The sequence below is a fragment of the Desulfofundulus australicus DSM 11792 genome, from assembly GCF_900129285.1.
Taxonomy (GTDB): Bacteria; Bacillota; Desulfotomaculia; order Desulfotomaculales; family Desulfovirgulaceae; genus Desulfofundulus; species Desulfofundulus australicus.
This window is the reverse complement of sequence record NZ_FQUW01000058.1, coordinates 1-6,519: the sequence shown is the minus strand read 5'-3', so window position 1 is coordinate 6,519 and position 6,519 is coordinate 1. Positions and strand designations below refer to the sequence as shown.

The 6,519-nt window shown below is 54.3% G+C and carries 10 protein-coding genes and 2 pseudogenes; 6 read left to right on the top strand and 6 right to left on the bottom strand.

Features of this window, described 5'->3' with window-relative positions:
* Nucleotides 1–128 precede the first annotated feature (128 nt).
* The 4 genes and pseudogenes from BUB44_RS14595 to BUB44_RS14575 form a co-directional block, all read right to left on the bottom strand.
* A pseudogene (locus tag BUB44_RS14595) lies at nucleotides 129–401 on the bottom strand (UPF0236 family transposase-like protein); the annotation flags it as partial.
* A gap of 376 nt (nucleotides 402–777) precedes the next feature.
* Nucleotides 778–1,134, bottom strand: a complete 357-nt coding sequence (locus BUB44_RS14585) for a PIN domain-containing protein (RefSeq protein ID WP_073167659.1) — start codon at nucleotides 1,132–1,134, stop codon at nucleotides 778–780.
* A 20-nt stretch (nucleotides 1,135–1,154) separates the two neighbouring features.
* Entirely contained in the window at nucleotides 1,155–1,439 is a 285-nt protein-coding gene (locus tag BUB44_RS14580; protein WP_073167657.1) for a hypothetical protein, read from the bottom strand.
* A 32-nt stretch (nucleotides 1,440–1,471) separates the two neighbouring features.
* Nucleotides 1,472–1,639: a DUF6364 family protein gene (locus BUB44_RS14575; RefSeq protein ID WP_242656000.1), complete on the bottom strand. Its 168-nt coding sequence runs from the start codon at nucleotides 1,637–1,639 to the stop codon at nucleotides 1,472–1,474.
* Nucleotides 1,640–1,815: 176 nt separating this feature from the next.
* On the opposite strand from BUB44_RS14575, the gene BUB44_RS14570 reads away from it, so the two are divergent.
* The 4 genes and pseudogenes from BUB44_RS14570 to BUB44_RS16190 all read left to right on the top strand — a co-directional run bounded on the left by BUB44_RS14570 (nucleotide 1,816) and on the right by BUB44_RS16190 (nucleotide 3,278).
* On the top strand, nucleotides 1,816–2,052 hold the full coding sequence (locus BUB44_RS14570; protein WP_073167654.1) for a type II toxin-antitoxin system Phd/YefM family antitoxin: 237 nt from the start codon (nucleotides 1,816–1,818) through the stop codon (nucleotides 2,050–2,052).
* Nucleotides 2,053–2,396: 344 nt separating this feature from the next.
* The gene (locus tag BUB44_RS14565; protein WP_131821649.1) at nucleotides 2,397–2,795 is read left to right on the top strand and encodes a DEAD/DEAH box helicase family protein; all 399 of its coding nucleotides are present in this window, start codon (nucleotides 2,397–2,399) and stop codon (nucleotides 2,793–2,795) included.
* 83 nt (nucleotides 2,796–2,878) lie between these two features.
* Nucleotides 2,879–3,070 (top strand): annotated as a pseudogene (locus tag BUB44_RS14560) (IS481 family transposase); the annotation flags it as partial.
* 109 nt (nucleotides 3,071–3,179) lie between these two features.
* Nucleotides 3,180–3,278, top strand: coding sequence for a flagellin (locus BUB44_RS16190; RefSeq protein ID WP_423219803.1), 99 nt, complete (start codon nucleotides 3,180–3,182; stop codon nucleotides 3,276–3,278).
* Nucleotides 3,279–3,583: 305 nt separating this feature from the next.
* Here the strand turns inward: BUB44_RS16190 and BUB44_RS14550 are convergent, their stop codons facing one another.
* Nucleotides 3,584–3,943, bottom strand: coding sequence for a hypothetical protein (locus tag BUB44_RS14550; protein ID WP_073167650.1), 360 nt, complete (start codon nucleotides 3,941–3,943; stop codon nucleotides 3,584–3,586).
* Nucleotides 3,940–4,266: a hypothetical protein gene (locus BUB44_RS14545; RefSeq protein ID WP_027356123.1), complete on the bottom strand. Its 327-nt coding sequence runs from the start codon at nucleotides 4,264–4,266 to the stop codon at nucleotides 3,940–3,942. Before BUB44_RS14545 ends, BUB44_RS14550 begins: the two co-directional genes overlap by 4 nt.
* A 327-nt stretch (nucleotides 4,267–4,593) precedes the next feature.
* Here BUB44_RS14545 and BUB44_RS14540 point away from each other — a divergent pair, with 327 nt between their 5' ends.
* Together BUB44_RS14540 and BUB44_RS14535 are read left to right on the top strand one after the other, a co-directional pair.
* Complete coding sequence (locus BUB44_RS14540) at nucleotides 4,594–5,298, top strand: N-acetylmuramoyl-L-alanine amidase (RefSeq protein ID WP_073167647.1); 705 nt, start codon at nucleotides 4,594–4,596, stop codon at nucleotides 5,296–5,298.
* A gap of 74 nt (nucleotides 5,299–5,372) precedes the next feature.
* On the top strand, nucleotides 5,373–6,224 hold the full coding sequence (locus tag BUB44_RS14535) for an Mrp/NBP35 family ATP-binding protein (RefSeq protein ID WP_073167664.1): 852 nt from the start codon (nucleotides 5,373–5,375) through the stop codon (nucleotides 6,222–6,224).
* Nucleotides 6,225–6,519: the final 295 nt, after the last annotated feature.

The window sequence follows — 6,519 nt, the reverse complement described above, 5'->3', positions numbered from 1 at the left end:
TCAAGGCCGAGCGAAGTGAGCCAGGCAAAATTTTCGTCTCATTAGGGGGCATCAATGCTGGTTATTTTTATTCTGCAGTGGGTCAATTTTATTTGCACATAGTGGGTCAATTCTATTGACAATCAACAGTACAGGCGCCTTTTGTAGAGAAATTCCCCAAAGGTGCTGATGGCTGTTTTAGTCCGAAAGCCGACCACTTCCCAGGTGCTCCGGTCACGTTCATTCATCAGGCGGGTATCGAGCTGTTCCAGTGCCCAGTTGAATATTTGGTTGCAGACTTTCTGACAAAGCTCATGGATACCTTTTTCAAGTTCATAGAAGTCCTTGCACCTACCAAGTAATTCAATCAGACCCTTAACGAAAAGAAGGACTGCACCCACTATTTGGCGAATATTTAGCATGAGACCTCACACTCCTTTAGCTTGATTTCTGGTGTTTTTTGGGCGCGTGAGGTCTCATTTCTTTTTCAGGGGGCTGATCCCCTTCTGGTGCCTACTGAAATTTTACACGGCCTAAATGCAAAATGCAGTGGTGCCTTCCTTGACTTAAACGGCAGGGTGATCAGGACGGAGATTTTGCGCCACCTGGCAGGTGGTAGGCTTTTAGTTATTATACTTACAGCAGTGGTCCTGGCGTCACAATGTATGAAAAACGCGGCCAACGAATAAAACAGTGGTGCATGAAAATGAAAAGCTTAAAACTGGTTCTCTCCGCAAAGGAAAGAAGCGACCCAGCGTCCCAGAAATAACGGATTTACACCTGGTCTATTTCTTGTTTTTAAAAACCCAGGAAACCTTCCAATATACACAACATTTCAGCGGTTGTATAAGTCTTTATTTGTTTTAATTCCACCAGGTCGTTGTCATTCGACCAGACCGGGCACTTCAACGCCAGCGCCAACGCTACGAGTTCTACGTCCTCCGGGTCTCTCTTTCCGATTAAGTCCGTAGCGACCGGGATCTGTCCAGAATACGTTTCTTTCTTTATAACTTCCAGCTCCAGCAGGGAAAAGGCCGCTTCCATGACCTCCCGGCTCAAACCCTTTTTTGGGGCCAAAACCGGAATGTACTCCTTGACCTCATTGACCACGCTGGCAGTTGTAACAAACTTTAAAGTTTTCGCTTCAACAAACACCTTACTCGCTTTCCCGCCGATCAGCGCCGAAAAGCACGATGTTCGCGTCCACGGCGATCTTTCCGGAAAGTTGCAAAGTCCTCCAGCACCTCTTCCTCTGTTATCCCTTTTTCCTGTCTTTCTTTGGCGACTTTTGCCACCAGGGCCTTCAGGGCCGCCCGGCGCACTTCGTCATCAACGTTAATATCCTCCCAGGGAATAAATACGCCTGCGGGTTTGCCGTTCCGAAAAACCATCACCGCTTCCTTCCTGCGGATAAATTCGCTGGCGTGGGTTTTAAACTCCCTTACGCTTGCAAACTCCATTATGGTCACCTCCGTGACTACATTATAACATATCAGCGGGAAAATGGAAAGGATTGTTTACCGAAACAGGTTTTAACGGGATGGCAGTCGAGCAGGTGGGTGAGAAGACCGGAGAGCGAGGTCCCCCGCTCAATAGCGATATGTTTCGCCCGGCGCAGCACTTCCTTAGGTAGCGAAAGGGTAACATTCTGGTACTCCACATGCTCCACCTCCACGTAACTGAGTGTATCACCTACGTTATTTGGTGCTATGAGTATTATTCAGAGCTTATCCCTGGAGGAAGAAAAACCGCGGCTGGTAAGCGAAGAGGGCCGAAGGAAGTAGTTAACTTAGTCTATGACTTAGTCTATACTACCGGTAACGGAGGTGAATCCGGATGCCGGTGCAGGTGAATATTCATGAGGCAAAAACCCATTTTTCCAGGCTTTTGGCGCGGGTAAAGGAAGGCGAGGAGGTTGTGATTGCAAAAGCCGGCAAGCCAGTAGCCCGTCTGGTTCCAGTAACGGAGCGACCGGCCCGGCGCGTTCCCGGCAGCGCAAAAGGGAGAGTCAGTATCAGCACAGATTTTAACGAGCCTCTCCCCGGTAATATTTTAGAGGCGTTTGAAAAATAACAACTTGCCGTAAATGCCATTGAACCCCCGGCTGTTTCGATGCGCCACGCCCTCCACGTTTATACCCTCCCGGATTTCCACCGTGATCCTTTTGACCGCCTTCTGATTGCCCAGGCTCAGTTAGAAAATCTGCCCATTATAATTGCAGATCCCAAAATTGCCAGTTATCTGGTAGAGGTTGTTTGGTGAAAGGCTTAAAGTCCGCTGTTTCCTGGTCAGAGAACCCAAAGCACCGGTAAGAATTTTTGCCGGGGCTTTTTGTTACTCTACTACCTTCAGCATGATTCCTTGCAGGATTCCAGAAAGCAGGTAAGGAGGTTCAAATCCCGGTGCTGAACGACGAAGTGCGTTGCAACAAGCTATTAGGATTTTATGTGGCGGGGGCTGCGCCGACCGACCGCTACCGCCTGGCCGAAGCGATCGCGGGGGCGTCGGACGACCCCGCCTGGATGCTGTCCTGGCAGTGCCACCACCTGCTCCTGCTCACCGCCACGCCCCATATGGGCAAAGACTTCCCCTACTTCTGCCTGTGGCGGCTGCTGGAACCGGAGATACTCTCCACTATAGACGCCTTCAACGCCTACCCGGCGGAGGCGCGGCGGCGCCATTTCCTCCGGCGGACCAAAGAAGAAATGGTGCGGTTTGACGGCACGCCGATCGCTACTATTGCAAATACTGCCGGACCACCATCTCGTATCTGCCTTCCTTCTGCCTGCCGTACTTCCAGTACACGGTCGAGATAATCTTTACTACCCCTTGGCATGCTCTGGTTTCCCATCACTCATTTTCCGAGTGTTTAAATCTGCTGAAAAAATTGTTCGAGAACGGCACCCTGCTTTATGAGGAACTGGTCAAAGACGGTGTATTCACGCCGGACAGCCTCTCTTTGTCCACCTTCTACCGTTTTCTGGCCCAAAACCCGGACCTGGCCGCTGATAGCCGCCCCGATGCGGAGGAAAAAGAGGTCAAACGGTTTTCCCACCAGTGGGTGAATGAACTCTGGCAGACGGATGGCATGGAAGACTAATACACCCAGTTGATCTACTGCCTCAGTCCAGCGCCGTAGAGCGGTGTATTCATCACGCCAGGATAACTGCTCTTGTAAATCAATTTTTATCGTTTGTTACATGGAGTTCACCAAGCAGAGCATCATCGCCCAGGCCGCCACGGCCATGCTGGCCCAGGCCAACCAGCAGCCGCAGTTGGTGCTGCAACTCCTGCGATAACCTGCGGAACAAACTTGCTCCGCTAAGAGCATCCGAAATTGTGACAGGCCTCCCTTTGACGGGAGGCCTTCCTCAGCTTGTAGATAAAGTATTTCTGGGGTGTGCCCTGTTTTTAGTCGTCGCTCCCGGTCGTTTCGCTCTGTGTTCAGGTGGCCTCCGCGAACATCCTGCCTGCGGCCCCGCCTCATCCCGTCGCCGTGGCCTGGCTCGGCAGCGCTTACTAATACCAGGGCACATAGGAAGTTTGTCAACAGTCTGAGGCCTCCCTTCAACGGGAGGCCTGTTTCTCTACCACCGGCGGCCGGTCAGGAACCGTCCTGTTCTGTTTCCCCGTTCAGGCGGCAGGACATGCCGCAGTGCCCCTGCATGTTGACCACGCTGGCTTTCAATATCAGCAGCAGCGCGGCCAGGCGGAGACGCAGGTCGGGCTCCAGGCCTCGCAGGAAGTAGCCCAGCTGTTTGGCCGCTGCCGCCGCTTCCTGCAGTTCCTGGATGTCCAGGTATAAAGCGTCCCGGGTGAGGGAGTGATAGGCGGTAAGCCTGTCGATGCCGAGCATGCAGAGCCCTACGTCCAGCAGGTCGGCGGGGCTGATGTGGTATGTATCGCAGCACCTGGCCAGGGCGTCAAGCCGCTCGTGGTCAAGGTATGGTTTGAAGAAGCTCATTTTTTCTCCTCCTTCAGCATGGGCGACAAAATGGCCTTGATGAGAAAAGTCAGGCACAAAAGCCTCTGCCGGTCGCTTATGCACTGCTCGTACAGGGAGCGCCAGGTTTTATCCGCCAGCTCCAGGCAGTGCTGGAAGCGCTCCCGGTTGAGGATATGTTCATCCCCCTGCCGTTCGTAAAGCAGGTCGACCAGAACATGGGAGGCACCCACGTCCAGAATGTGCAGGTGGTTCAGGCCGTTCCCGGTCATGCACTCGGCCAGCGGTTTCAGCTGTTTCTCCGGCAGAACCGGGTTGAGGACGTTGATTTTGGTAACGGTCATGGCAGCACACCTCGGCAAGTAAAATTAAGCCACTGGCTTTATCTTTCTATGGTTCCCATTTTCCGGTCTTAATATGAGCTCTCCCTTGACCGGGCCTGCCAGAGGTTATATAATACCATTAGAACAGGTGTACGAACAGGGTGTTAACCATTATAAAATAAATTTAGTCCCCTGGCGTGGCTGCGGGGAGGGATGGGGTGCTGTTAAGGCATCTCCGGTTAATATTCAAAATATACAAATAAAAGGATGACTGCTACCCATCCAGTTCCGGTTCTGGCCACAGTATCAAAGGAGGTGTGCCGCCGGCTTTTGGAGCCGGGCAGTTCTATGTTGATTGTTCTGGATTTCGGACATGGCGGCCGGGACCCCGGGGCGGTTGGTTCCGGCCTGCAGGAGAAGGACGTGGTTTTAACCCTCGGGCTTCAGGTTCTTTCCTTCCTGGAGGAGTACGAGGTCAGGGTTATTCCCACCCGCACCGGCGATGTTTATGTTTCCCTGGAGGAACGGGCCGAACTGGCCAATAAAAACGGGGCCGATTTCTTTTGCTCCCTGCATGTGAACGCCGGCGGCGGGAGCGGCTTCGAAAGTTTTATCCACCCGGATGCCCCGCAGAAAACCCGGATGATAGCGGCTGCACTGCACCGCGAAGTGGCCGCGTTTTATATCCAGCGGGGTTTTCCCGACCGCGGGCTGAAAAGGGCCGATCTGGCCGTGCTGAGGAAAACAAATATGCCCGCTGTGCTCCTGGAAAACTTCTTTATCGACAGTCCCCGCGATGCCGCCTGCCTCGCAGATAAAGCGTGTTTGCGGGAGCTGGCCCGGGCCATTGCGGGGGGGATGGCGCGCGTTCTGGGCCTGAAAAAGCGCAGCAGCGGGGATGCCGCCGGGGAAATTGAGCGCCTGCGGGAACGCGGCCTGATCATCGGCAACCATGATCCCGATGCTGCCGTAACCTGGGGTGAGCTGGCGGCGGTTTTAAACCGCCTGCTGGACCGCCTGGAAAAGGAAGGTGGAGGGACGACCGGGGGGTAGCTCTGGCCTACCGGGTGAAAATATGCTAAACTTATGTAGAAAAAAATTCTAAAACGAGGCGGGGGATTGTGGAAATGGACGAAACAAAATGCACAGGTTGTAACGATAAGGATACCGGCCGGTGCAGCACGGGACAGTGTCCCGGATCTTCCTACCTGCCCCAGAACGAGGCCAGCGATATTAAGAATGTCCTTGCCGTGATGAGCGGGAAGGGGGGAGTGGGCAAGTCATCGGTCAGCGCCCTGCTGGCCGTCGCCCTGGCCCGCCGGGGTTATAAAACCGGCATCCTGGATGCGGACATCACCGGTCCCAGCATACCCAAAATCTTCGGGCTGGTGGACCGCCCCGAGCAGTTCAAGAATTATATCCTGCCGGTGAAAACCGCACTGGGTATTCAGGTCATGTCGTTGAACCTGTTTCTGCCCTCGGAGGATGATCCCGTTATCTGGCGGGGTCCCATCCTGGCCAGCGCGGTAAAACAGTTCTGGAGCGACGTGGCCTGGGGCGATCTGGATTACCTGATTGTGGACATGCCCCCCGGCACCGGGGATATTCCCCTCACCGTCATGCAGTCACTGCCTTTAAATGGACTGCTGGCAGTTTCATCCCCCCAGGACCTGGCCATGATGGTGGTGAGCAAGACCATTAAAATGGCCCGGCAGGCCTCTATACCCATCCTGGGACTGGTGGAGAACCTGAGCTATATTTCCTGCCCGCACTGCGGCGAGAAGATTCAGCCCTTCGGTAACGGCAGCGTGAAGGAAGCGGCGAGCAAAACGGGGCTGCCCCTGCTGGCCGTCCTGCCCGTGGATCCCGAGCTGGCAAAGCTGGCCGATGCCGGGCGTATTGAGGATTATGAGGGAGAATCGCTTAAAAAACTGGAGCCGCTGGTTGAGGTGGTCGTCAACAAGAAAACTCCGGCCTGACCGGAGTTTTTCTTTATGTGCGCCCGGCATGGGCGTTAACTTGGTGGTGAAAGTCCACTGCAGGCGAGGCAGCACGAGTCTGCTAGCCAAAGGCAAGGGTGTCCATCGCGAGGTGGAATCGGATCGGTGCGCCGGCGGCAAAACCACGGCCCGATGAACAAGAACCCCATAAGAGGCTAGACCGTTCGGATGAGCTGGCATAACACAGCGAAATCCCAGGCTGCCAAGGGACGGTAGAGTAAATGGGGCGGGCGCGGGGTGAAGGTTAACGCTCTTACCCGGGGAGGCCTGCCGG

Bases quoted from the DNA above. Each gene is read 5' to 3' on its own strand.
- BUB44_RS14535 (WP_073167664.1), top strand. From the start codon at position 5,373: ATGGACGAAACAAAATGCACAGGTTGTAACGATAAGGATACCGGCCGG.
- BUB44_RS14580 (WP_073167657.1), bottom strand. From the start codon at position 1,439: ATGGAGTTTGCAAGCGTAAGGGAGTTTAAAACCCACGCCAGCGAATTT.
- BUB44_RS14540 (WP_073167647.1), top strand. From the start codon at position 4,594: ATGTTGATTGTTCTGGATTTCGGACATGGCGGCCGGGACCCCGGGGCG.
- BUB44_RS14570 (WP_073167654.1), top strand. From the start codon at position 1,816: ATGCCGGTGCAGGTGAATATTCATGAGGCAAAAACCCATTTTTCCAGG.
- BUB44_RS14550 (WP_073167650.1), bottom strand. From the start codon at position 3,943: ATGAGCTTCTTCAAACCATACCTTGACCACGAGCGGCTTGACGCCCTG.
- BUB44_RS14545 (WP_027356123.1), bottom strand. From the start codon at position 4,266: ATGACCGTTACCAAAATCAACGTCCTCAACCCGGTTCTGCCGGAGAAA.
- BUB44_RS16190 (WP_423219803.1), top strand. From the start codon at position 3,180: ATGGAGTTCACCAAGCAGAGCATCATCGCCCAGGCCGCCACGGCCATG.